Source organism: Pseudomonas koreensis (genome assembly GCF_025447595.1).
GTDB classification, from domain to species: domain Bacteria; phylum Pseudomonadota; class Gammaproteobacteria; order Pseudomonadales; family Pseudomonadaceae; genus Aquipseudomonas; species Aquipseudomonas koreensis_H.
Window position 1 is genome coordinate 1 of the sequence record NZ_JAOEJU010000004.1, and the last position, 23,945, is coordinate 23,945.

General features: G+C 61.3%; 24 protein-coding genes and 1 tRNA gene. 18 read left to right on the forward strand and 7 right to left on the reverse strand.

All coding sequences use genetic code 11. The features are described from left to right. Position 1: 1 nt before the first annotated feature. Positions 2–77: transfer RNA gene (locus N8H71_RS07455), tRNA-Gly, on the forward strand. A gap of 125 nt (positions 78–202) precedes the next feature. Here the strand turns inward: N8H71_RS07455 and N8H71_RS07460 are convergent. From N8H71_RS07460 to N8H71_RS07475, 4 genes are all read right to left on the reverse strand, one after another. Further along, on the reverse strand, positions 203–1,942 hold the full coding sequence (locus N8H71_RS07460; protein WP_262193498.1) for a dipeptidase: 1,740 nt from the start codon (positions 1,940–1,942) through the stop codon (positions 203–205). 195 nt (positions 1,943–2,137) lie between these two features. After that, the gene (locus N8H71_RS07465; protein WP_262193499.1) at positions 2,138–2,776 is read right to left on the reverse strand and encodes a LysE family translocator; all 639 of its coding nucleotides are present in this window, start codon (positions 2,774–2,776) and stop codon (positions 2,138–2,140) included. 1 nt (position 2,777) lies between these two features. Continuing rightward, positions 2,778–3,548: a 2OG-Fe(II) oxygenase gene (locus tag N8H71_RS07470; RefSeq protein WP_249482753.1), complete on the reverse strand. Its 771-nt coding sequence runs from the start codon at positions 3,546–3,548 to the stop codon at positions 2,778–2,780. Between the two features lie 90 nt (positions 3,549–3,638). Next, entirely contained in the window at positions 3,639–4,265 is a 627-nt protein-coding gene (locus N8H71_RS07475) for an alanyl-tRNA editing protein (RefSeq protein WP_262193500.1), read from the reverse strand. Between the two features lie 90 nt (positions 4,266–4,355). Here N8H71_RS07475 and N8H71_RS07480 point away from each other — a divergent pair, with 90 nt between their 5' ends. Continuing rightward, positions 4,356–5,351 carry a LysR family transcriptional regulator gene (locus N8H71_RS07480; RefSeq protein WP_262193501.1) on the forward strand — a complete coding sequence of 332 codons (996 nt, stop codon included), beginning with the start codon at positions 4,356–4,358 and terminating at the stop codon, positions 5,349–5,351. A gap of 59 nt (positions 5,352–5,410) precedes the next feature. Here N8H71_RS07480 and N8H71_RS07485 read toward each other — a convergent pair whose 3' ends face one another. Both N8H71_RS07485 and N8H71_RS07490 read right to left on the reverse strand, forming a co-directional pair. Beyond that, on the reverse strand, positions 5,411–5,818 hold the full coding sequence (locus N8H71_RS07485) for a PA2817 family protein (protein WP_262193502.1): 408 nt from the start codon (positions 5,816–5,818) through the stop codon (positions 5,411–5,413). A gap of 74 nt (positions 5,819–5,892) precedes the next feature. Further along, positions 5,893–8,340, reverse strand: a complete 2,448-nt coding sequence (locus N8H71_RS07490) for an acyl-CoA dehydrogenase (RefSeq protein ID WP_262193503.1) — start codon at positions 8,338–8,340, stop codon at positions 5,893–5,895. 248 nt (positions 8,341–8,588) lie between these two features. Between N8H71_RS07490 and N8H71_RS07495 the strand changes: the two genes are divergently transcribed. The 4 genes from N8H71_RS07495 to N8H71_RS07510 all read left to right on the forward strand — a co-directional run bounded on the left by N8H71_RS07495 (position 8,589) and on the right by N8H71_RS07510 (position 11,757). Next, positions 8,589–9,248, forward strand: a complete 660-nt coding sequence (locus N8H71_RS07495) for a transglutaminase-like domain-containing protein (protein WP_262193504.1) — start codon at positions 8,589–8,591, stop codon at positions 9,246–9,248. A gap of 43 nt (positions 9,249–9,291) precedes the next feature. After that, complete coding sequence (locus N8H71_RS07500) at positions 9,292–9,915, forward strand: glutathione S-transferase family protein (RefSeq protein WP_262193505.1); 624 nt, start codon at positions 9,292–9,294, stop codon at positions 9,913–9,915. Between the two features lie 133 nt (positions 9,916–10,048). Continuing rightward, entirely contained in the window at positions 10,049–10,981 is a 933-nt protein-coding gene (locus N8H71_RS07505; RefSeq protein ID WP_262193506.1) for an ABC transporter ATP-binding protein, read from the forward strand. After that, positions 10,978–11,757 (forward strand): ABC transporter permease, encoded by a 780-nt coding sequence (locus N8H71_RS07510; RefSeq protein WP_007950763.1) that lies wholly within the window; start codon positions 10,978–10,980, stop codon positions 11,755–11,757. The genes N8H71_RS07505 and N8H71_RS07510 overlap by 4 nt, the downstream gene beginning before the upstream one ends. 54 nt (positions 11,758–11,811) lie before the next feature. Here the strand turns inward: N8H71_RS07510 and N8H71_RS07515 are convergent, their stop codons facing one another. After that, complete coding sequence (locus N8H71_RS07515) at positions 11,812–12,330, reverse strand: DUF2062 domain-containing protein (RefSeq protein ID WP_262193507.1); 519 nt, start codon at positions 12,328–12,330, stop codon at positions 11,812–11,814. 136 nt (positions 12,331–12,466) lie between these two features. Here N8H71_RS07515 and N8H71_RS07520 point away from each other — a divergent pair, with 136 nt between their 5' ends. From N8H71_RS07520 to N8H71_RS07575, 12 genes are all read left to right on the forward strand, one after another. Further along, positions 12,467–14,710 carry a DNA internalization-related competence protein ComEC/Rec2 gene (locus N8H71_RS07520; RefSeq protein ID WP_262193508.1) on the forward strand — a complete coding sequence of 748 codons (2,244 nt, stop codon included), beginning with the start codon at positions 12,467–12,469 and terminating at the stop codon, positions 14,708–14,710. Between the two features lie 78 nt (positions 14,711–14,788). After that, entirely contained in the window at positions 14,789–15,424 is a 636-nt protein-coding gene (locus N8H71_RS07525; protein WP_162803842.1) for a MotA/TolQ/ExbB proton channel family protein, read from the forward strand. Then, on the forward strand, positions 15,421–15,849 hold the full coding sequence (locus N8H71_RS07530; protein WP_007950767.1) for an ExbD/TolR family protein: 429 nt from the start codon (positions 15,421–15,423) through the stop codon (positions 15,847–15,849). Before N8H71_RS07525 ends, N8H71_RS07530 begins: the two co-directional genes overlap by 4 nt. Then, positions 15,849–16,859, forward strand: a complete 1,011-nt coding sequence (gene lpxK, locus N8H71_RS07535) for a tetraacyldisaccharide 4'-kinase (protein WP_262193509.1) — start codon at positions 15,849–15,851, stop codon at positions 16,857–16,859. Before N8H71_RS07530 ends, lpxK begins: the two co-directional genes overlap by 1 nt. 24 nt (positions 16,860–16,883) lie before the next feature. Beyond that, positions 16,884–17,069 (forward strand): Trm112 family protein, encoded by a 186-nt coding sequence (locus N8H71_RS07540; protein WP_003174668.1) that lies wholly within the window; start codon positions 16,884–16,886, stop codon positions 17,067–17,069. Beyond that, on the forward strand, positions 17,066–17,830 hold the full coding sequence (gene kdsB / locus N8H71_RS07545; RefSeq protein WP_262193510.1) for a 3-deoxy-manno-octulosonate cytidylyltransferase: 765 nt from the start codon (positions 17,066–17,068) through the stop codon (positions 17,828–17,830). Before N8H71_RS07540 ends, kdsB begins: the two co-directional genes overlap by 4 nt. Further along, positions 17,830–18,294, forward strand: coding sequence for a low molecular weight protein-tyrosine-phosphatase (locus tag N8H71_RS07550; protein ID WP_262193511.1), 465 nt, complete (start codon positions 17,830–17,832; stop codon positions 18,292–18,294). The genes kdsB and N8H71_RS07550 overlap by 1 nt, the downstream gene beginning before the upstream one ends. Beyond that, a complete protein-coding gene (gene murB, locus N8H71_RS07555; RefSeq protein ID WP_262193512.1) occupies positions 18,291–19,310 on the forward strand; it encodes a UDP-N-acetylmuramate dehydrogenase in 1,020 nt (339 codons plus the stop codon). Before N8H71_RS07550 ends, murB begins: the two co-directional genes overlap by 4 nt. A gap of 246 nt (positions 19,311–19,556) precedes the next feature. After that, positions 19,557–20,027, forward strand: coding sequence for a (2Fe-2S)-binding protein (locus tag N8H71_RS07560; RefSeq protein WP_039770687.1), 471 nt, complete (start codon positions 19,557–19,559; stop codon positions 20,025–20,027). After that, positions 20,024–22,345, forward strand: a complete 2,322-nt coding sequence (locus N8H71_RS07565) for a xanthine dehydrogenase family protein molybdopterin-binding subunit (protein ID WP_262193513.1) — start codon at positions 20,024–20,026, stop codon at positions 22,343–22,345. The genes N8H71_RS07560 and N8H71_RS07565 overlap by 4 nt, the downstream gene beginning before the upstream one ends. Further along, positions 22,345–23,325 carry an XdhC family protein gene (locus N8H71_RS07570; protein WP_262193514.1) on the forward strand — a complete coding sequence of 327 codons (981 nt, stop codon included), beginning with the start codon at positions 22,345–22,347 and terminating at the stop codon, positions 23,323–23,325. Before N8H71_RS07565 ends, N8H71_RS07570 begins: the two co-directional genes overlap by 1 nt. Continuing rightward, positions 23,322–23,918, forward strand: a complete 597-nt coding sequence (locus tag N8H71_RS07575; RefSeq protein ID WP_262193515.1) for a nucleotidyltransferase family protein — start codon at positions 23,322–23,324, stop codon at positions 23,916–23,918. Before N8H71_RS07570 ends, N8H71_RS07575 begins: the two co-directional genes overlap by 4 nt. Positions 23,919–23,945 lie beyond the last annotated feature (27 nt).

The following is a 23,945-nucleotide window of genomic DNA, read 5'->3' on the forward strand; positions in this document are numbered from 1 at the left end:
TGCGGGAATAGCTCAGTTGGTAGAGCACGACCTTGCCAAGGTCGGGGTCGCGAGTTCGAGTCTCGTTTCCCGCTCCATATTCAACAAAAACGCCGCTCAGTGATGAGCGGCGTTTTTGTTTGTGCGTTTTTTGTCGCGCAATAAAAAAGGACCGCGAGGTCCTTTTTTGTGGGCCCGCCAATGTGGCGGACCCGATACATGATCAGAGCTTCGGCAATTGCCCGATGCGTCCCATCATTTCGGTCACGATCTGCAGGTCCAGCAGGAACTGGTCAACGGTCTTGAACTCGCCGTCGGTGTGACCGGTGTACTTGACCTCAGGTCGCGCCAGGCCGAATTGCACACCGTTCGGCAGTTCATGCACCGAGGTGGCGCCGGCCGAGGTGCCGAATTCGTGTTTCATGCCGAGGTTTTCGGTGGCCACGGCCAGCAGCGCCTTGACCCATTCGCCTTCAGGGTTGCGGTACATCGGTTCGGCGATCGAATAGTCGAAGTTCACCGCGACATGGTTTTTCTTGCTCCAGGCTGCCAGTTTGTCGGCGATTTCTGTCTTGAGCGCTTCCGGCGACTTGCCCTTCGGCACGCGCAGGTTGACCGCGAGTTTGAAGGTTGTGTCGTCCATGCCAACGTAGGTCAGCGACGTGGTCAGCGGGCCCATGAAATCGTCGGCGAAACCGACGCCCAGCTTGCCACCCTTGTAATCCAGACCCCAGTTGTCAGCGGCGTAGTGCGCAGCGTCGGTGATGTGGTTGTGCTTGAAGGCGATTTTGCCGTCCACGCTGTGGATGAAGTCGAGCATGCGAGCGACCGGGTTGACGCCGGACTCTGGTTCGGATGAGTGCGCAGAAACACCGGTGACGGTGAGTTTGACGTCTTTGCCATCGACCTTGGCGTTCACTTCGAAATCGCCGCCATTGCGCTTGGCATATTCAGCGCCGGCCTTTTGCAGGCTGGCCGCCAGCTCGGCGGGTTTGTCGGTCACCAGGGTGACGACCGACACCGATGGAATCTGGTTGGTCGCCAGGCCGCCGGTCATCGAGGTGATTTCCGCGCCTTTGCCCTCGGCCTTGCGCTTGGCGAACTTGGCCATGACGGTGCCGTAGCCTTTCTCGGCAATCACCACCGGGTAGCCGCCGTCCAGTGCCAGGTTGTACTCCGGCGTCGGGTTGCGTTCGAAGTAGTAAGGAATTGCGTCGCCGGTGGTTTCTTCGGTGGTGTCCACCAGCAGTTTGAAATTGCGCGCCAGTGGCAGTTTCTCTTCCTTGATCACCTTCATGGCATACAGCGTCACGACGATGCCGTTTTTGTCGTCCTCGGTGCCACGGCCGTACATGCGGTCGCCGATCAGCGTGACCTTGAACGGATCAAGTTTGGTGCCGTCTTTCAGCACCCAGTTCTCCGGCGTTACCGGCACCACGTCGGCGTGTGCATGAATGCCGACGACGTCCTTGCCGCTGCCGTCGAGGGAGATTTCGTAAACGCGGTTGTCGATGTTGCGGTAGTTCAGGCCGAAAGACTCGGCCAGATCCTTGATCTTGGCGGCGATCTTGATGAATTCGGGGTTGTCGTGCTGATCGACACCGTCCTTGCGGAAGGTCGGGATTTCCACCAGTTCGCGCAGGGTTTCCAGAGCGGCTTTGCCGTACTTCACGCGGGTATAGAGGCCGAGCAGGCGATGGATTTCGTTCTGTTGTTCGGCGGTCAGCGTCTTGTTGTCGAGGAAGGCGCTGATGGCCGGACGCAGATCGTCGGCCTTGCTCAGGTCGTTCTTGGCCAGATCGCCGAGAAACGCTCTGAAATCACTGACCTTTGCCTCATTGAATGTCTTGAGGATGGTCGCGCTCTGCTGCTCGGTGAGGTTGGCGTGGGCTGGCAGTGTGACGGACGAAAGGCTGGCCAGAATCAGCGTCGAGGCGGCCAGTTGCTTGAGTGAAAAGTCCATTGCTAAGGGCATTCCTTTGCAGGCAGTGAGTAGGAAGTGTCTGATCGAAGCGTCAGACGGTTTCGCAAACTAACACCACCAGCGAGTGATAGGGGAGCCCCCGAAGTGGGACGCGTCGCACAGAAATGCAAAAGCGGCGCAGAATCGAAAAAGCCCGCCCAATCGGTCTGGGTCGGGCTTCTCCGAACAGCGTGCTTACATCGACAGCACCAGACGCCCGGCAAACAGGATCAGAATCACCCCCATGCTGCGCTCGAACCAGTGCCCCATGTGCATGAACAGCACGCGCACTTTGTTGCTGGAAAAGAACAGTGCGACGATCACGAACCACAACGCATTCACCCCGCACATCCACAACCCGTACAGGGCCTGGATTTGCAGCGGCGTGCTGGCGCTGATGATCGTGGTGAAGATCGCCAGGAAAAACAGCGTGGCCTTGGGGTTGGTGGCGTTGGTCAGGAAACCGGTGGAAAACGCCTTGAACAGCGATTGCTCGACCAGCGGTTCGTCGCTGCTCTTTTCACCTTCCATTGTCGTCTTGGGTTTGCTGCGGATCAGGCTGACGCCCAGGTAAAGGATGTAAGCACCGCCGACCACTTTGGCGACGGTCAGCAGCCAGGGCGTGGTGTGCATCAAGGCGCCGACACCCAGCAGGGTGTACAGCACGTGCACGGAAATTCCCGCGCCGATGCCCAACGCCGTGCAGATGCCGACCAATCGGCCGAAACGCACACTCTGGCGGATGGTCACGGCGAAGTCCGGTCCGGGAGCGACCACGGCCAGAAAGTGGATGGTGGCCAGCGCCAGAAACTCGCCCAGGTAATTCGATGTCATTTCAGCTCCAGAAAGTCAGGGGTGAAGCATTGCCGCGATAGCCGACAAAAAACGAAAGGCTCAAGCGCGGATCGGCCACGCCCGGTGTCACCGAGTGCATGCGACGCGAATTGAACATGATGAAATCCCCCGGTTCAGGGCGTACTTCGAGGGCGGGCGGGCCGAGCAGCACCGGGTCGATGCCGTAGCTGTCGCCGCGCATTTCGTCGAACCGGTCCGGGGAAATGTCGTCTTCCCACATCTGCAACGCGCCGCCCTCGGTCGGCATGTTCAGGTAGACGTTGCAGGCGAACTGCGCCTCGAGGCTGCGTGCCTGAAAACTCTCCGGGGCGTCCTTGGCGAAGATGTCGTGATGGGCCAGAAAGCACACCCCCGGTTTCACTACCCGGGACAGGCCGACATACATCTTGCGACCGTAGAGGTTTTCCAGATGGGCGCCTGCGGGCCAGGATTCGTCGAGCATGCAGCGCAATGTGTCGACCGGCGACGAGTAGGGCGCGCAGCGGTTGCGCAGTTCGGCGATGTTGCTGGTGGCGCGCTCGAAGTAGTCTTCGATCAGCAACGGCTGGTTTTCCGCCTCGTAGAACGCCATGCCGATGCGGCCGATGCTGGGGGCGTTGATGTAGCCCTCGAAGCCGGGGGCGAGAATCTTGTCGCCAATCTGGATCGCCTGCGCCTGGGGCAGAAAGCCCTTGACGCGGATGGCGAGGACTTCTTCGTTGGCCAGTTTTTTTATGCACGTCTCATCGAGACGCTCGACGTCAAGCATCATGGTTTCAGGTCCATCTATCGAATAGTCAACGGAACCGGCGAGCGCGGTTCCCCCGGCGTCGGACGCTGCATCTGGCAGCGCCCGAAATCCTCAATCCACGCTGTAGTGGACGGACAACGTGCCTTTCTTCTGCGAAAGGGACGCGATCGTGACTGTGCCCAGATCCTTCAGGCTGCGTACATGGGTGCCACCGCAGCCATAGGCTGGCAGTTCACCGAAACCGATTTCCCGCGCGCCTTCGCGCAGGGATGTCAGGCGTGGCAGATCGTGTTCGATCCATTGCCCGATGCCGTATTGAACGGTTTGCGCATCGACTTCCTGGGCCGAATCTCCGGGCTTGAATTGCACTCGGCCTTCGTCCGGCCAGTGGTGGGCCTTGATCGGCATCCAGCCCATGGCCTGGACAAAGTGGCCGATCAAATGCCCGGCAGAGTGCATGCGGGTGTTGAAGCGGCGGCGTTCTTCGTCGACGCGAATCTGGGTCATGCCCAGCGGAACCGGTTGATCGACGAAATGAATGATCCGGTCCGGTTCCTGGATGACGCGAAGAACCTGGCTGTCGCCAATCCAGCCGGTATCACAGGGTTGGCCACCGCCCTGAGGATGAAAAAGTGTGGCGCGCAACACAACGGCGAATTCGTTCTCGTGGGGCGTGCAGTCGAGGACTTCCACATTGGCCTTGAGGTCATCACTATGGAAAAAGAGGCGAAGCGTCATATTCCATGCCCTTATTAAAGTTTCTTTTTTAATTATATGAATCGTGCAATAACGTGATAATCCGTTCAAACATCAAAGGACTGTTGCGCTGTGAGCATAAATCTTCCCCTGCCGCTGCTCGGTGAAATGGCGATTTTCGTCAAGGTCGTCGAGACCGGCAGCTTCTCCGAAGCCGCTCGCCAATTGGGCTCATCGCCGTCGGCAGTCAGCCGCAGCATTTCCCGGCTGGAGAAGGCGCTGGCCACGCGGCTGCTGCAACGCACCACGCGCAAGCTGCGCTTGAGTGATGGCGGAGAAGAGGTGTTCAAGCGCTGTCAGGAAATGGTCAGCGCAGCGAAGTCGGTGATGGAGATCAGTGGCCAGTTCACTCACGAAGCCGAAGGTCTGGTGCGGGTGAGCGTGCCGAAAGCGGTGGGGCGCTTCGTGATTCATCCGCACATGCCGGAGTTTCTGCGGCGCTATCCGAAGGTCGATGTGGAGCTGTTGCTGGAAGACCGCCAGGTGGACTTGATCGACGACCATGTCGACCTGGCGATTCGCATCACGGATCGTCCACCGGCCGGACTGGTGGGGCGACAACTGCTGACCATCGACCATTTGCTCTGCGCGACGCCGCAATACCTGGCCGAACACGGGACGCCGACTCATCCCCACGACTTGCTCAACCACAGTTGCATTTACCTGGGCGAAAACCCGAGCGATGCGCGCTGGAAATTCAAGAAAGGCACGAAAGCCGTCACCGTCGGCGTGCGCGGTCGGTATGCCGCCAATCACACCGGCGTGCGTCTGGGCGCGGTGTTGCAGCACATCGGTATTGGCAGCCTGCCGTATTTCACCGCGCGCTATGCCCTGGAACAGGGGCTGATCGTGCAGGTCTTGCCGGACTGGACATTTCTGGCGTCGTACCACGGCGGATTGTGGCTGCTGCACTCGCCGACGCGCTATCTGCCGCCGAAGCTGCGGGTGTTCATCGACTATCTGGTGGAGTGCCTGGAGAAAGAGCCGACATTGAGTAAACCGGGAAAAACCACCGGTTCAAAAGCGTTGGCTGAATATGAATTGCCCGAGAGTGAAGGGCTGCTTTAACAGATCAAAAAAAGGCCCGCATGGATCACCATGCGGGCCTTTTCCTTACCGGGCGAAAATCAGTGCTTGCTGTCCTGGGCGGACATCGCCATCAACTGCTTTTCCTGATTCCAGTCGAACGGTTCGTCGTTCTGTTCGGCTTCGTAGCGACGTTCTTCCAGTGCCTGATACATGTCGATTTCTTCATCGGACAGGTAATGCAGGCAGTCGCCGGCGAAGAACCACAGCAGATCCCGCGGGATCAGGTGGGCAATTTGCGGGTAACGGGTAATCACTTGAGTCAGGATGTCCTGGCCCAGATATTGGCTTTCGATCGGCTCGATCGGCAGTGACGCCAGCAGTTCGTCGAAACGCTCCAGGAACAGGGCATGGCTTTCTTCGGGAACCTGATCGGCCTCACCTACGGCGACCAGGATACTGCGCAGGTGGTCGAGCAAAACCAGATGATCGGCAACGACGTTGGACACGAGATAAGTCCTCAAGAGCAAAACGGGCGCGGGAGTATAAAGCCCCTGCGCCCGTTTTTCACTGATTGAAGGGATCAGCGGATTTTGCCGTCCGCCGGTTTCAGTTGCTCCTTGTCGAAATCATCGACATCGATCACCTTGCGCCGCGCCGCTTCGGCATCACGCAGGGCCTGGGCTTCCACGGCTTGCAACACTCCGGCCTCCAGTGCGGCATCGATGGCGTGTTCGCCGGCAACCGGTTTGACCTGACCGCTCTTGAGCGACGTGTGCAGTTTCTTGTGCAGCGGTTGCGCAGCGTTCAGTTGATCGCAGGCGTGTTGCAGCGCACCGACCGCATCGTCCGCCGATTGCGGGCGATAGCAGCCGGCAAGCAGTTCTTCCAGCGCCGGATCGCCCTTGGCCCGGCCGATGACTGCTGCCACTTCGGCGCCGAGTCTGTCCGACGGGCCTTTGTGACGGCGACCGAACGGGAACACGATCACTCGCAGCAGGCAGCCGAAGAGCCGGTTCGGGAAGTTGGTCAGCAGTTCATCCAGCGCTTTTTCCGACTGGCCGAGGCTTTCTTCCATGGCCCACCTGAACAGCGGTTCCATGTAGGCCGGAGAATCGAGGTCGTGATAACGCTTGAGCGCCGCCGAGGCCAGATACAGGTTGCTCAGCACATCACCCAGACGCGCCGACAGACGCTCGCGGCGCTTCAGTTCGCCGCCCAGCAGCATCATGCTCAGGTCGGCGAGCATGGCAAACGCGGCAGCCTGTCGGTTGAGGGCGCGGAAGTAACCCTGGCTGAGTTTATCTCCCGGCGCATGTTCGAAATGGCCGAAGCCAAGGTTCAGCACCAGCGTGCTGGCGGCGTTGCTCACGGCAAATCCGATGTGCTTGAGCAGCAGGCCATCGAATTCCTTGAGTGCCTGATCCTTGTCCTCGCGCCCGGCGAGGGCCATTTCCTTGAGCACGAACGGATGGCAGCGGATCGCGCCCTGGCCAAAGATCATCAGGTTGCGCGAAAGAATGTTTGCGCCTTCTACGGTGATGAAGATCGGTGCGCCGTTCCAGCTGCGGCCCAGGTAGTTGTTCGGGCCCATGATGATCGCCTTGCCGCCGTGCACGTCCATCGCGTGGCTGATGCACTCGCGACCGCGTTCGGTGAGGTGATACTTGAGGATCGCCGACAGCACCGATGGCTTCTCGCCCAGATCCACTGCATTGGCGGTCAGCATCCGTGCGGCGTCCATCATCCACGCGTTGCCGCCGATCCGCGCCATCGCTTCCTGAATGCCTTCGAACGCTGACAGCGGCACGTTGAACTGCTCGCGAATCTGCGCGTATTGCCCGGTCACCAGACTGGTGAACTTGGCCGCGCCGGAACCCACCGCGGGCAGGGAGATCGAACGCCCGACCGACAGGCAGTTCATCAACATCATCCAGCCTTTGCCGAGCATGTCCTGGCCGCCGATGAGGAAGTCCAGCGGGATGAACACGTCCTTGCCGGAGTTCGGGCCATTCATGAACGCGGCGCCCAGCGGCAGGTGGCGTCGACCGATTTCCACGCCGGGAGTATCGGTCGGGATCAGCGCGAGGCTGATGCCGAGGTCTTCCTTGTCGCCGAGCAGGTGATCCGGGTCATAGGCCTTGAAGGCCAGGCCAAGCAAGGTCGCGACCGGGCCGAGGGTGATGTAGCGTTTTTCCCAGTTCAGGCGCAGTCCCAGGGTTTCCTGGCCTTCCCATTCGCCCTTGCAGATGATCCCGGTGTCGGGCATGGCGCCGGCGTCGGAACCGGCGAGCGGGCCGGTCAGCGCGAAGCACGGAATGTCGTCGCCCCGTGCCAGCCGTGGCAGGTAATGATTGCGTTGTTCGTCAGTGCCGTAATGCAGCAGCAGTTCGGCCGGGCCGAGGGAGTTGGGCACCATCACGGTGGAGGCGAGGTCGCCGCTGCGGGTCGCCAGTTTCATCGCCACCTGGGAGTGCGCATAGGCGGAGAAGCCCTTGCCACCGAACTCCTTGGGAATGATCAGGGCGAAGAAACCGTATTCCTTGATGTGGGTCCAGGCTTCGGGCGGCAGATCCATCGACTGGCCGATCTGCCAGTCGGTGACCATGGCGCAGAGCTCTTCTGTCGGGCCGTCGATGAATGCCTGTTCTTCTTCGCTCAGTTGCACCTTGGGATAGGACAGCAGTTTGTCCCAGTCCGGGCGACCGCTGAACAGTTCGCCGTCCCACCACACGGTGCCTGCGTCGATCGCGTCGCGTTCGGTCTGCGACATCGGTGGCAGGGTTTTCTGGAACCAGCTGAACAGCGGCGCGGTGAAGTGTTTGCGGCGCAGGTCAGGCAACAGCAGCGGGGCGGCCACCAGCGCCAGCACGACCCAGAAAATCAGCAGCAACCAGCCCGGTGCATGGCTGAAAATCCCCATCGCCAACAGGTAAGCGGCAACGATGCCCAGTGCCGGCAGCGGGGCGATGCGCCGGTGAGCCAGATACGCCACGCCGACGATCAGAACCAGTATCCACAACAACAGCATATTTAATCCTCCGTGAACCAGGGCGAACCGACCCAACAGAGCTTAGACGGCATCTGCAAAACGGGCAGGTCAGAGCAAGGTGATTGAAATCGTGGGAAACCCTGGATGTCTTTTGTAGGTTCGGTGGGCAACACGCGTGGGAAATCGTTCGGTGATCCCGCATCTTTGCGTGCATGTTTGGCCGAAACGTCGTTATCTCTGTGCTGAACCTCTCGCTAGACTCGGGGCTCAATCAGGAGAATGTCGTCATGCACGAGTATCTGAGCCCCGGCCGCTTCATCGATAGTGACCACCCCTCGGTGGTGGAGTTCGCCGAGCAGCACCGTGGTGCCAGCCGCGACCCGCGCGCGCAGGCGATCAGTCTTTATTACGCCGTGCGCGAGGCGGTGCGTTACAACATGTACACCTTCAGCCGCGACCCGCAGACCTTGCGCGGCAGCTACGCGCTGGCGGCGGGTGAAAGTTATTGCGTGCCCAAGGCCACGTTGCTCGCCGGTTGCGCGCGCCATTGCGGGATCCCCGCACGCATCGGTCTGGCGGATGTGAAAAATCATCTGTCGACGCCGCGTCTGCTTGAACTGCTGAGAAGCGAAGTGTTCGCCATGCATGGTTATACCGAGCTGTTTCTCAATGATCGCTGGGTGAAAGCCACACCCGCGTTCAACCAGAAACTCTGCGAAATGTTCAACGTTGCGCCGCTGGAATTCGACGGCGTAAACGACAGTGTTTTCCACCCGTACAACAGCGATGGCGCGCTGCTGATGGAGTACCTGGTCGATCACGGCCAGTTCGCCGATGTACCGGAATCTTTTTTCTTCGAACATCTGCAGAAATGTTATCCGCACCTGTTCAACGACCAGCAGACGCCACTGTCCAGTGGCATGCGCGGTGATTTCGGCAACCTCTGATCCGGCGTATGCTGCCTGCCCATTTACTGGAAAAGAGGCAGTCATGCTGAAGATCTGGGGTCGCAAGAATTCGTCGAATGTCAGAAAACCGTTGTGGGCTGCCGAAGAGCTCGGACTGGCCTACGAGGCCATCGATGCCGGTGGCGCGTTTGGAGTGGTCGACACGCCGGAGTACCGGGCAATGAATCCGAATGGACGAGTGCCGGTCATTCAGGACGACAGTTTCGTGCTGTGGGAATCCAATGCCATCGTGCGTTACCTGCTGGCAAAACATGCAGCTAATACCTCGTGGTACCCGGCGGATCCGCAGACCCGCGCCATCGCTGACAAGTGGATGGACTGGACGACTTCCAGTTTTGCAGGACCGTTTCGCACGGTGTTCTGGGGCGTTCTGCGTACTCCGGCAGACAAGCAGGACTGGCCGGCGATCCATGCGGCGATCAAGGAATGTGACGGCTTGCTGGCGATGGCCGATCAGGCGTTGAAGGATCAGCCGTATCTGTCCGGCAATGAAATCGGCATGGGCGATGTCCCGCTTGGCAGTTTCATTTATGCCTGGTTCGAGATGCCGATCGAGCGCGCGTCACAACCGAATCTTGAGGCCTGGTACGCGCGGTTGAAGCAGCGTCCGGCGTATCAGAAAGCTGTCATGACCGCGTTGACTTAATACCTACTATCGACACACTTGACTGTACTTGTGCGGCGACGGCAAGCACCATTGCGCTCGAGCGCTGCGGTTGTCTTCCTCGCCGCCGGCCTTTTATCAGTCCTTTTTTCTTCACTGGGTGCGTAAATCCGATATGAGTTCCGCTCTGTCCATCCGGCAGCTAACCAAAACCTACGGCAACGGGTTCCAGGCCTTGAGTGGTATCGATCTGGACGTCGCCGAAGGTGACTTCTTCGCCTTGCTCGGCCCCAACGGCGCCGGCAAATCCACGACCATCGGCATTCTCTCGACCCTGGTCAACAAGACCAGCGGCACTGTGAATATCTTTGGCCACGACCTGGACAAGAACCCGGCGGCGCTCAAGCGCTCCATCGGCGTGGTGCCCCAGGAGTTCAACTTCAACCAGTTCGAAAAGACCTTCGACATCGTCGTGACCCAGGCCGGTTACTACGGCATTCCGGCGAAGGTCGCCAAGGAACGCGCCGAGCAGTACCTGACCCAGCTCGGCCTGTGGGACAAGCGCGATGTGCCGTCGCGTTCGCTGTCCGGCGGCATGAAGCGTCGTCTGATGATCGCCCGTGCGCTGGTGCATGAACCGCGTCTGTTGATCCTCGACGAACCGACGGCCGGGGTGGATATCGAGCTGCGTCGTTCGATGTGGACGTTCCTCACCGAACTGAACCAGAAAGGCATCACCATCATCCTCACCACCCACTACCTCGAAGAGGCTGAGCAGTTGTGCCGCAACATCGGCATCATCGACCACGGCACCATCGTCGAGAACACCAGCATGCGTCAGTTGCTCGGGCAACTGCATGTGGAAACTTTCCTGCTCGATCTGAAGGGCGATCTGGCGGTCGCGCCGCAACTGGTCGGTTACCCGGCCCGTCTGGTGGATGCGCATACGCTGGAAGTCCAGGTCGACAAGTCCATGGGCATCACTGCGCTGTTCGGCCAACTGGCCCTGCAGAACATCGAAGTGCTGAGCCTGCGCAATAAAACCAATCGCCTCGAGGAGCTGTTCGTGTCCCTGGTGGAGAAAAATCTGTCGAAGGTGGCGGTATGAGTTCCGAGCTGCGCCCCAACCTCGTTGCCCTCAACACCATCGTTTACCGCGAAGTCAGACGCTTCACCCGGATCTGGCCGCAAACCCTGCTGCCGCCGGCGATCACCATGGTTCTGTACTTCGTGATCTTCGGTAACCTGATCGGTCGGCAGATCGGCGACATGGGTGGCTTCACCTACATGGAATACATCGTGCCGGGTCTGATCATGATGTCGGTGATCACCAACTCCTACGGCAACGTGGTGTCGAGCTTCTTCGGCAGCAAGTTCCAGCGCTCCATCGAAGAACTGATGGTCTCGCCGGTGTCGCCGCACACGATTCTGATCGGTTACACCATTGGTGGCGTCCTGCGAGGCCTGATGGTGGGTGTGATCGTGACGATCCTGTCGCTGTTCTTCACCCATTTGCAGGTACACCATCTCGGAGTGACGGTGCTGGTGGTGGTGCTGACCGCGACGATCTTCTCGCTGCTGGGCTTCATCAACGCGGTGTTTGCGCGCAACTTCGATGACATCTCGATCATCCCGACTTTCGTGCTGACCCCGCTGACCTACCTCGGTGGCGTGTTCTACTCGATCACCTTGCTACCGCCGTTCTGGCAGACCGTGTCGCTGGCCAACCCGGTGCTGCACATGGTCAACGCCTTCCGTTACGGCATCCTCGGTGTGTCGGATATCCGTATCGGTATCGCGATCACCTTCATGCTGGTGGCGACTGTGGTGTTGTATATCGGTTGTTCGCGTTTGCTGGTAAGCGGGCGCGGAATGCGCACCTGATCCCTTCGATACTGCAATAAAAAACGGCCTCCCACAGTGGGGGCCGTTTTGCATTCACGCCTGACGTCTTTTCTTGCGCCGCGCCCATTGCCTCGCCACCCACCAGCGCCAGTACATCATCACCAGGCAATAGGCGAGGGCGCCCAGTGCCAGCCCGACCACCACGGAGCCCAGCAGAAACGGTTGCCACAAGGTCGAGAGCTCGCCGCTGATCCATTCCCAGGTCAATTCGTCGGGGAGCGTGCGTGCGGGCACATCCATCAGCCAGGCCCCGGCCTGATACGTGCAGAAGAACACCGCCGGCATGGTGATCGGGTTGGTCAGCCAGACCAGGCTGACGGCAATCGGCATGTTGCCGCGCACGGTGATCGCGAGGACGGCGGCCACCAGCATTTGCGCGGGAATCGGCAGGAACGCGGCGAACAGGCCAACGGCCATGGCGCGGGCTACCGAATGACGGTTTAGGTGCCAAAGGTTCGGGTCATGCAGCAACGTGCCGAGAAAGCGTAAGGATTTGTGTTCCCTGATGCTCGTCGGGTCGGGCATGTAACGTTTGAATAAGCGCCGGGGCATAAGGCTTCTCGGTCGATTAAGGCGGCAAGTATGTCTGGATTCTACGAACCGCCCATTCAGACTTTGTGACAATTGATAACGACGGTCGTGCCCCGCAACCGCTATGCCTGAAGGTGGGACTCTCAAGGACGGGCTTATGCGCACAGGGATGATGGCGCTGGCGGTCGGTCTGCTGGCTCCGGTTTTTTTACCGGCCTTGCCGCCGGTCGGGTTATTGCTGGTGTTGCCGTGGGTGGCGCTGATGCTGCTACCGTTTCGCAGCTATCCACTGGCGTTTTTGCTGTTTGGATTTACATGGGCGGGATTCAGCGCGCAGTTGGCGTTGGATGATCGACTGCCTTCCCGGCTGGATGGCGAAACGCGCTGGGTGGAAGGGCGGGTCGTCGGCTTGCCGCAGAATGCCGAGGGCGTCGTGCGGTTCGAACTGGCCGATGCACGCTCGCGTCGCGAGAAACTGCCATCGCTGATGCGTCTGGCCTGGTACGCCGGGCCCGAGGTCAACAGTGGCGAACGCTGGCGACTGGCGGTCAAGCTCAAGCGCCCCGGCGGGCTGCTCAATCCGGATGCGTTCGATTACGAAGCCTGGCTGCTGGCGCAACGCATCGGCGCTACCGGGACGGTGAAGGATGGCCAGCGTCTGGCGCCGGCGCAGTGGGCCTGGCGCGACAGTATTCGCCAGCGCCTGCTTGCAGTGGATGCACAGGGGCGTAACGGCGCACTGGCTGCGTTGGTACTCGGCGATGGTTCGGGACTCAGTCGTGAGGACTGGCAGATCTTGCAGGACACCGGCACCGTGCACCTGCTGGTGATTTCCGGTCAGCACATCGGGCTGTTGGCGGCGCTGATGTACGCGATGGTCGCCGGACTGGCACGGGTCGGTATTTGGCCATTACGTTGGCCCTGGCTGCCCTGGGCGTGCGGTCTGGCATTCGCGGCGGCGCTGGGTTACGGCCTGCTGGCCGGATTCGACGTGCCGGTGCGGCGGGCCTGCGTGATGGTGGCGCTGGTGTTGTTGTGGCGATTACGTTTCCGTCATCTTGGTGCCTGGTGGCCGTTGCTGCTGGCCTTCAACGGCGTGTTGTTGATGGAGCCGCTGGCCAGTCTGCGTCCGGGGTTGTGGCTTTCATTTGCGGCGGTGGCTGTGTTGATCTTCACCTTCGGCGGCCGTCTGGGGCCGTGGCGCTGGTGGCAGACCTGGACGCGTGCGCAGTGGCTGATCGCGATCGGATTGTGCCCGGTGCTGGTGGCGTTGAGCCTGCCGATCAGCCTCAGCGGGCCACTGGCCAATCTGCTGGCGGTGCCGTGGGTCAGTTTTGCGGTGCTGCCGCCGGCGCTAGTGGGCACATTGCTGCTGCCGATCCCCTATGTCGGGGAAGGGCTGCTGTGGCTGGCCGGTGGACTGATCGATGGATTGTTCCGGGCACTGGCCCTGATCGCCGGGCGCTGGCCAGCGTGGGTGTCGACGACGATGGAGTGGTGGGTCTGGGCGCTGGGAGGTCATGGTGCAGTGCTATTATTACTGCCACGAGGTGTTCCCTTGCGTCCTTTGGGCTGGCCGTTGCTGCTGGTGCTGGCATTTCCACCCCGGGAACGACTGGCCGAAGGCGTGGCCGATGTCTGGCAACTGGATGTCGGCCAAGGGCTGGCGATTCTGATCCGTACCCGGCATCACACCTTGCTGTACGACAGCGGCCCGCGGTTCGGCGATTTTGACCTCGGTGAGCGAGTGGTGCTGCCGGCATTGCGCAAACTGGGGGTGGAAAACCTCGATCTGATGCTACTCAGCCATGCCGATGCCGATCACGCGGGTGGCGCACTCGCGGTGGCGAAAGGATTGCCGGTCAGCCGGGTCATCAGTGGCGATCCGCCGGGCCTGCCCGAAGAACTGAACGCCGAGGCCTGTGAAAGCGGCCGGCAATGGCAGTGGGACGGCGTTGCCTTTCATCTATGGCAGTGGACCGACGCCCATGACAGCAACCAGCGTTCCTGCGTGTTGCAGATCGAAGCCAACGGCGAACGGTTGTTGCTGACCGGCGACATCGACAGCGCTGCCGAACGGGATCTGCTAAACAGCGCGCTGGCAGTTCAAACCCAGTGGCTTCAAGCCCCGCATCACGGCAGCCGCAGTTCCTCATCGATGGCCTTGCTCAAGGTTTTGCAGCCACAGGCCGTGCTGATTTCCCGAGGGCAGGGCAATTCATTCGGCCATCCGCACCCGACGGTCATTGCCCGCTACCGCAAACAGGGAATGCACATCCATGACAGCGCCGAACAGGGCGCCATTCATCTGCAACTGGGGCGGTTTCAGACGGCCCGGTCGATGCGTCAACAACGCCGCTTCTGGCGCGACCCGCCGTTGCCGGGGGCGGAGTACCGTTGAGCACGGTCGTCGGGGCGACGGGTCTTTATCGCGAACCGGTATGGTAAAGTGGCGCACTTTTTCGAGGGGGCTGTCACTGTGTGGGAATTGGTCAAATCCGGCGGCTGGATGATGTTGCCGATCATTCTGAGTTCCATCGCCGCCATGGCGATCGTCGCCGAACGCCTGTGGACGCTGCGCGCCAGTCGCGTCACCCCTGAGCATCTGCTGGGTCAGGTCTGGGTCTGGATCAAGGACAAGCAGCTCAACAAGGAAAAACTCAAGGAATTGCGCGCCAACTCGCCGCTGGGTGAAATCCTCGCCGCGGGCCTGGCCAACTCCAAGCATGGTCGCGAGATCATGAAAGAGTGCATTGAAGAAGCGGCCGCACGGGTCATCCACGAGCTGGAACGCTACGTCAACGCGTTGGGCACCATCGCTGCCATGTCGCCGCTGCTCGGTCTGCTGGGTACGGTGCTGGGCATGATCGACATTTTCAGCGCCTTCACCGGTTCCGGCATGACCACCAACGCTTCGGTGCTGGCCGGCGGTATTTCCAAGGCACTGATCACCACTGCTGCGGGCCTGATGGTCGGTATTCCGGCGGTGTTCTTCCACCGTTTCCTGCAACGCCGCATTGATGAGCTGGTGGTAGGTATGGAGCAAGAAGCGATCAAACTGGTGGAAGTGGTGCAGGGCGACCGTGACGTCGATCTGGCCGGGGGCAAAGCGTGAAATTCCGTCGCAAGCCTCGGGAAACGATCGACATCAACCTCGCGTCGCTGATCGACGTGGTGTTCATTCTGCTGCTGTTTTTCGTCGTGACCACCACCTTCACCCGCGAAACCCAGTTACGTGTCGACCTGCCGGAAGCGGTCAGCGGCTCGCCGGCCGAGGATCAGCAGGTCAAGCAACTGGACGTGGCCATCAGTGCTGAAGGCGTGTTCTCGGTGAACAACAAGATTCTGCCGAAGAACGACCTGGCGACCCTGATGGAAGCCATGCAGAAAGAAGCCAACGGCGACACCAACATGCCGTTGTCGATCAGTGCTGACGGCAAGACTCAGCACCAATCCGTGATCACCGCCATGGACGCGGCCGGCAAGCTCGGTTTCAGCCATCTGCGCATGACCACGGTCGAGGCGGCGCCCAAATCCTGATGGCCATGTCCGATCGTCTGCTCGCCGCGTGGTATCAGGGGCACCCGGCCCTGACGCTTTTGCGGCCGCTGGAGTGGCTGTACCGCCGCGTCGTGGCCGGCAAGCGCCAACGTTTCCTCGATGGCGAGGGCGAGATCTATCAGTCGCCTGTGCCGTTGATCGTGGTCGGCAATATTACCGTCGGTGGTACTGGAAAAACGCCGATGATCCTCTGGCTGATCGAACACTGTCGGCGTCGCGGACTGCGGGTCGGTGTGGTCAGTCGTGGTTATGGCGCCAAGCCACCGCAACTGCCGTGGCGGGTCGAAGCCTATCAAGGCGCCGGCATTGCCGGTGACGAACCACTGCTGATCGTGCAACGCACCGACGTCCCGCTGATGATCGACCCCAACCGCAGCGCTGCCGTCAAAGCCTTGCTGGAAAGCGAGCCGCTGGACCTGATCCTGTCCGATGACGGCATGCAGCATTACCGCCTCGCGCGGGATCTGGAACTGGTGCTGATCGACGCCGCTCGTGGTCTTGGCAATCAGCGTTGCCTGCCCGCCGGCCCCCTGCGTGAACCGGCCGAGCGCCTGCAAAGCGTTGACGGTGTGCTGTTCAACGGCGCCCTTGAGGATCGCGAGGGCGGATTCGCTTTCCGCCTCAAGCCGTCGGCGCTGGTCAATCTGCGCAGCGGCGAACGCCGGTCGCTCGATCATTTCCCGCCCGGTCAGTCCGTGCACGCGGTCGCCGGGATCGGCAACCCGCAACGTTTCTTCAATACCCTCGAAGCGCTAGACTGGCGGCCTGTGCCCCACGCGTTTGCCGACCACGCCGAATACAGCGTGCAGGCCTTGAGTTTCAAGCCGTCATTGCCAGTGGTGATGACTGAAAAGGACGCGGTGAAGTGCCGTGCCTTCGCCGCCGCCGACTGGTGGTACCTGGCGGTCGATGCGGTGCCGTCGCCGGCCTTCGTGGCCTGGTTCGACACACAGTTGATGCGCCTGTTGCCGGATCGTCTTTTGCCTTAATCCGTTTTTATCCAGGGAATGTTCATGGACACCAAATTGCTCGACATCCTCGCCTGCCCGATCTGCAAAGGCCCGCTCAAGCTCAGCGCCGACAAGACCGAACTGATCAGCAAGGGCGCCGGCCTGGCGTACCCGATCCGCGACGGCATCCCGGTGATGCTGGAAAGCGAAGCCCGCACCCTGACCACCGACGAGCGTCTGGATAAATGACCACCGCCTTCACCGTTGTCATCCCGTCGCGTTTCGCCTCGACCCGTCTTCCGGGCAAGCCGCTGCTGGACATCGCCGGCAAGCCGATGATCCAGCACGTCTGGGAACAGGCCAGCAAAAGCAGCGCCAGCCGTGTGGTCGTGGCGACCGACGATGCGCGCATTGTCGAGGCCTGCAAGGCTTTCGGCGCCGAAGTGGTGCTGACCCGTGAAGATCACAACTCCGGCACCGATCGTCTGGCTGAAGTGGCTGCGAAGCTGGGTCTGGAACCGGATGCCATCGTGGTCAACGTGCAGGGTGACGAACCATTGATCCCGCCGAGCGTGATCGATCAGGTCGCCGCCAACCTCGCGACCCACACCGAAGCGCGCATGGCCACCCTGGCCGAGCCGATCGAAGACGTCGAAACCCTGTTCAATCCGAACGTGGTCAAGGTCGTCAGCGACCTCAACGGTCTGGCGCTGACCTTCAGTCGCGCGACCCTGCCATGGGCCCGCGACGCGTTCGCCAAGAACCGCGACGTGCTGCCGGAAGGCGTGCCGTATCGTCGCCACATCGGCATTTATGCCTACCGCGCAGGCTTTCTTCAAGACTTCGTGAGCTGGGGGCCGTGCTGGCTGGAAAACACCGAATCCCTCGAGCAACTGCGTGCCCTGTGGCACGGCGTGCGGATTCACGTGGCTGACGCGTTGATCGCGCCGCCGACCGGTGTCGACACCGCCGAAGACCTCGAGCGCGTCCGTCGCCTGCTGGAGGCCTGATGCGCGTTCTGTTCGTGTGCCTGGGCAACATCTGCCGTTCGCCCACCGCCGAAGGCGTGTTGCGCCACAAGTTGCGCGAAGCGGGGCTGGCGGATCAGGTCGAAGTGGCCTCCGCCGGCACTGGCGACTGGCACGTCGGCAACCCGCCGGACAAGCGCAGCCAGGCTGCGGCCAAACTGCGCGGTTATGACCTGTCGGCGCAACGCGCCCAGCAGGTCAGCCGCGCCGATTTCGCCAGCTACGACCTGATCCTCGCCATGGACAACAGCAACCTGCGCAACCTCAAGGCCTTGCAACCGTCCACCGGCAGGGCCGAACTGGACTTGTTCCTGCGTCGTTATGAAGGCGTGGTCGACGAGGTGCCGGATCCGTATTACGACGGCGACCAAGGCTTCGAGCAGGTGCTGGATCTGATCGAGCGTGCCTGCGATCAGCTGTTGATCGAAGTGAAGGGGCGGTTATGAGTTTGCAGGTGCAACCGCAGGTTTCCCTGAAACCCTTCAATACCTTCGGCGTTGATGTTCGCGCGCAGTTGTTTGCCGAAGCCCACAGTGACGCCGACGTGCGCGAAGCTCTGGCTTACGCGACTTCCCACGATGTGCCGTTGCTGGTGATCGGTGGCGGCAGCAATCTGTTGCTCACGGCGGACATCCCGGCGCTGGTGCTGCGCATGGCCACTCGTGGCATTCGCGTCCTCAGCGACGACGGTAATCGTGTGGTGATTGAAGCCGAAGCCGGTGAGCCATGGCATCCGTTCGTGCAGCACACGTTGGCGCAGGGTTTTTCCGGTTTGGAGAATCTCAGTCTGATCCCCGGCACTGTCGGCGCCGCGCCGATGCAGAACATCGGTGCCTACGGGGTCGAGATCAAGGATGTGTTCGCCGGCCTGACGGCGCTGGATCGTCAGAGCGGTGAGTTGCGCGACTTCAGTCTGGAGGAGTGCGACTTCGCTTACCGCGACAGCGTGTTCAAGCAACAACCGGGTCGTTGGCTGATCCTGCGGGTGCGCTTCGCACTGGACCGTGTCGCGCATCTGCACCTTGAATACGGCCCGGTGCGTCAGCGCCTGACCGAGCAGGGCATCGAGCAGCCGACGCCGACGGATGTCAGTCGAGCGATTTGCAGCATCCGCAGCGAAAAGTTGCCTGACCCGGCGGTGCTCGGCAACGCCGGCAGCTTCTTCAAGAACCCGCTGGTGTCGGCGGCCGTGGTCGCCCAGATCAAGGCGCAACATCCGGATCTGGTGGCCTACGCGCAACCGGACGGGCAGATGAAACTGGCGGCCGGCTGGTTGATCGAGCGCGCCGGTTGGAAAGGTTTCCGTGAGGCCGATGCCGGCGTGCATAAATTGCAGGCGCTGGTGCTGGTCAACTACGGCGCGGCGACCGGGCTGCAATTGCTCGATCTGGCCCAGCGCATCCAGAAAGACATTTCAGAACGTTTCAATGTCGAGCTGGAAATGGAGCCCAATCGCTATTGAGGCTACGCTTTCAAGGCTGAACCCAAAGCCCTGCACTATTTAAAAAGTGCAGGGCTTTTTTGTTAATCGCGGGTTAACGTAGCCAGCTAACGATACCAGTCATTTGCTCCACCAAAGGCCCGGTGCAGACGTTCCCGTCGGCACAAGAGAGCCTGATTAGCCTGAGCCGATCTGCGCGAACCACCACCGTCCCTGCGGTGGCAGATGGCTCGACCCCATAACCTCCATGAATATGCGGGCGTGCCCATGATTACCCTGAAACTCAATGGTCAAGACCATCCACTCGATGTCACCGAAGACATGCCGCTGTTGTGGGCGATCCGTGACGTTGCCGGTTACAACGGCACCAAGTTCGGCTGCGGCATGGGCTTGTGTGGTGCGTGCACCATTCATATCGACGGCGCTCCGGCGCGCAGTTGCATCACCCCGATCGGTTCGGTGGTCGGACAGAACGTGACCACCATCGACAACCTGCACGCCGATCCGGTCGGTCAGATCGTCCAGCAAGCCTGGCTCGATACCGCTGTGGCCCAATGCGGTTACTGCCAGGGCGGGCAGATCATGTCCGCCACTGCGTTGCTCAAGACCAACCCGAACCCGAGCGACGAGCAGATCGAAGAGGCGATGGTCGGCAACATCTGCCGCTGCGGCACCTACAACCGGATCAAGACCGCGATCCGTCAGGCCTCCACTCACCTGAAGGAGGCCAAGGCATGAGCCGTCTACCGAACGATTTCGCCCTGAGCAACCTGAGTCGCCGGGGCTTTCTCAAGGGCGTCGGCGCCACCGGCGCGTTGGTGCTGGCGGCGAGCTGGGGCTGGCAGGATGCGCTGGCCGAAGACAAACCGAAACAGTTCGGCGCCGACGGCATGCCCAACGGCTGGATCGACGATCCGAAGGTTTACGTCAGCATTGCCGCCGACGGCACGGTGACTGTGGTCTGCAACCGTTCGGAAATGGGCCAGGGCGTGCGCACCAGCCTGACCATGGTGGTCGCCGATGAGCTGGAAGCCGACTGGGCGCACGTCAAGGTTCAGCAGGCGCCGGGTGATGAAGTGCGCTTCGGCAACCAGGACACAGATGGCTCGCGCAGCATGCGTCACTGGTACGAACCGATGCGCCGTTGCGGTGCTGCCGCGCGGACCATGCTGGAGCAGGCCGCCGCTGCGCAGTGGAAGGTGCCGGTCGGTGAATGCCGCGCGCAACTGCATAAAGTCATTCACACGTCGTCCGGGCGCGAGCTGGGTTACGGTGAGTTGGCCGCTGCGGCCAGTGCGCTGACAGTGCCGGCCCGTGACAGCCTGCGGCTCAAGCAACCGTCGAAATTCCGCTACATCGGCAAGGAAGGCACCAAAGCCATCGACGGTGCCGACATCGTCAATGGCCGCGCGGTGTACGGTGCCGATGTGCATTTCGACGGTATGCTGTTCGCGGTCATTGCGCGTCCGGCGGTTTACGGCGGCAAGGTCAAATCGGTGGACGACAGCGCCGCGCTGAAAGTGCCGGGCGTGCTCAAAGTCATCCAGATCGAACCTCGACCATTACCTTCGGAATTCCAGCCACTGGGCGGCGTGGCCGTGGTGGCCAGCAACACCTGGGCGGCATTGAAGGGCCGTGAAGCGCTGAAAATCGAGTGGGACGATGGCCCGAACGCCACTTATGACTCGGTCGCCTATCGCAAGGAGATCGATGCCGCCTCGCTGAAGCCGGGCAAAGTCGTGCGCAACACCGGCGACATCGAGAAAGCCATCGGCATTGCCGCCAGCACGCTCGAGGCCTCTTATTACTTGCCGCATCTGGCTCAGGCACCGATGGAGCCTATGGTCGCCATCGCCCGTTACAAGGATGGCACCTGCGAAGCCTGGGCGCCGAGCCAGGCGCCACAGGTCACCCGCGAGCGGATCGCCGAACGCCTGGGGTTGCCGTTCGATAACGTCACTTTCAACGTCACGCTGTTGGGCGGTGGTTTCGGCCGCAAGTCCAAACCGGACTTCGTCGTTGAAGCTGCCGTTCTTGCCAAGGAATTTCCTGGCAAAGCCGTGCGCGTGCAGTGGACCCGGGAAGACGACATCCACAATTCGTATTTCCACACCGTGTCCGCCGAATACCTCAAGGCCGGCGTCGGTAAGGACGGCTTGCCTTCTGCCTGGCTGCACCGCACGGTGGCGCCGAGCATCACCGCGCTGTTTGCGCCGGGCATGAATCACGAAGCTGCGTTCGAACTGGGCATGGGCTTTACCAACATGGCCTATGCGATTCCCAACGTGCGTCTGGAAAACCCTGAAGCCACGGTGCATACGCGAGTCGGCTGGTATCGCTCGGTGTCGAACATTCCCCATGGCTTCGCAATCCAGAGCTTTGTCGACGAACTGGCGCACAAAGCCAAGGAAGACCCGCTCAAGTACCAGATCAAGCTGCTCGGCCCGGATCGGCAGATCGACCCGCGCACGCTCAGTGAAGAGTGGAACTACGGCGAATCCCCAGAGCGTTATCCGATCGACACCGGCCGTATGCGCACCGTACTCGAAACCGCGGCCAAGGCGGCGGGTTGGGGCCGTCAACTGCCCAAGGGTCGTGGCCTGGGGCTGGCCGTGCATTACAGCTTCGTCACCTACGTGGCGGCGGTGATCGAAGTCGAGGTCAAGGACGACGGCACGCTGATCGTGCACAAGGCCGATATCGCCGTGGATTGCGGCCCGCAGATCAACCCCGAGCGCATTCGTTCGCAGTTCGAAGGCGCCTGTGTGATGGGACTGGGCAACGCCGTGTGGGGTGAAATCAGCTTCAAGGACGGCAAGGTGCAGCAGGACAACTTCCATATGTATGAAGTGGCGCGCATGTCGCTGGCGCCGAAGGAGGTCGCGGTGCATCTGGTGACGCCGCCGGGCGAGGTGCCGCTGGGCGGTGTCGGTGAGCCGGGCGTGCCGCCGATTGCGCCGGCGCTGTGCAACGCGATCTTCGCCGCGACCGGTCAGCGCATCCGTAACCTGCCGGTGCGTTACCAGTTGCAGGGCTGGCAAAAGGCGCAAGCGTGATGGACAGCGCCGATCTCAATGTCCTGCGCAGCGTGCTCGAATGGCGCCGCGCGGGGCAGCGGGTAGTGTTGTTTTCGGTGGTGCAGACCTGGGGCACCGCACCCCGGGCGCCCGGCGCGATGCTGGCGCTGCGTGAAGATGGCGTGGTGATCGGCTCGGTGTCCGGCGGTTGCGTCGAGGACGATCTGATCGCCCGGTTGCACGATGGGCGGATTCCCGCCAACGGGCCGCCGGTGCAGTTGATCACCTACGGCGTGACGCAGGAAGAAGCCGCGCGCTTCGGCCTGCCTTGCGGCGGCACCCTGCGCCTGACCGAGGAGCGGGTCGGCGATCCGGCGTGGGTCGCCGAGTTGCTGGCCCGCTGCGAGGCTCACGAAATCATCGCTCGCGAGCTGAATATCGGTACCGGCGAAGTGGTGTTGCGACCGGCCGGCAAGACCGACGTCTTGAGCTTCGACGGCCAGACCCTGCGTGCCATTTACGGTCCGCGCTGGCGACTGCTGTTGATCGGCGCCGGGCAGTTGTCGCGGTACGTGGCCGAGATGGCGCGGCTGCTGGATTTCGAAGTGCTGATCTGTGATCCGCGCACCGAATTCGTCTATGGCTGGGAAGAGCAGCATGGGCGGTTTGTGCCCGGCATGCCGGACGAGGCGGTGCTGAATATCCAGACCGATGAGCGCACGGCGATTGTCGCGCTAACTCACGATCCACGGCTGGACGACATGGCGCTGCTCACGGCGCTCGACTCCAAAGCGTTCTATGTCGGTGCGCTCGGCTCTCGGGTCAACAGCATCAAGCGTCGGGAAAATCTCGCTGAGCTAGGCTTGTCAGAAGCGGCCATCGCCCGTTTGCACGGGCCGATCGGTTTGCATATTGGCAGCCATTCCCCGGCGGAAATCGCCTTGTCGCTGTTGGCGGAAATCGTCGCGATCAAGAATGGTGTCGAGCTCAAGCAGAAGAAAACAGTGGAGAGTGTATGAGCCGATCCATCGGAGTGATTGTGCTGGCGGCGGGCGAGGGCAGCCGCTTTCGCGAAGTGGCGGGCACCGACAAGGACAAGCTGCTGGCCGATTGCACCGGGCGCGACGGTGCGGTGCGTTCGGTGATCGAGCAGGTGCTGGTGAATCTGCCGGCGAGTCTCGACCAGCGAGTGCTGGTGACGACCGAGGCGCGACCGCAGGCGATGCGCATGGCGCAGGCTTATGGTTGTGACATTGTCTCGATCGAATCCACGGGAATGGGCGACAGCATCGCGGCGGGTGTGGCGGCTTGCCCGGATGCCGATGGCTGGCTGATTGTGCTGGGGGATATGCCGTTCATCCTGCCGTCGAGTATTGAGCGGATCGTGGCGGCGATTGCCGAGGATGCGGTCAGTGTGCCGGTGTTCAGTGGTGAATACGGGCATCCGGTTGGATTTGGTCGTTCGTTTGGACCGGGGTTGATGGCATTGTCCGGTGATCGTGGGGCCAGGCCTTTGTTCAAGCAGGGGCGGGTGGCGGAAGTGGCGGTAGATGATTCCGGCGTTCTGTGGGATATCGATGTGCCGGATGCGCTGGTTTTCCCTCAAGTTTGAAGTACGCGCAGATTCCTGTGGGAGCGG